At 49.9% G+C, this 491-nt stretch carries 1 pseudogene; it reads left to right on the top strand.

What is annotated here, in order from left to right:
- A pseudogene (locus GM612_RS12270) lies at positions 1-491 on the top strand (hypothetical protein); the annotation flags it as partial.

Below are 491 nucleotides of genomic sequence, written 5' to 3'. Positions count from 1 at the left end.
AACTGGTAAGACTGATGGGAATGGCAAGATCGATATGACAGTGCCACAGGATTCAGTCAAACCAGGTGATCAACTGACTGTTCAAGCTGGCAATGGTGCTCCTGGTACCGTTACGGTACCAACGGATACACCGACGACTGATGTAACGATCACTAAGACCCCGGATGGCGGTTACCAAGTTGGCGGCAAGACGAAGCCGAATACCACGGTCACAGTCACTGATAACAACGGCAATCCGATCAAGGATGGCAATGGTAACCCCGTGACTGGAACCACTGATGGCAATGGCAACATTGACGTTAAGATTCCAAGTGGGACAGTGACTCCTGGTCAAACTATTAACATCGATCCAAATGGTGGCACTCAAGCAACAGTCACAGTACCGGATGCCAATACTACTGGAACCGTTACAGTTAATCCGGATGGTTCGTACACGATTACAGGAACGACCGCACCTGGTGTTAGTGTCACGCTGACTACCAGTGATGGTC

The sequence above is a fragment of the Secundilactobacillus folii genome (assembly GCF_009720675.1).
GTDB classification, from domain to species: Bacteria; Bacillota; Bacilli; order Lactobacillales; family Lactobacillaceae; genus Secundilactobacillus; species Secundilactobacillus folii.
This window is presented reverse-complemented; position numbering and strand designations above follow the sequence as displayed.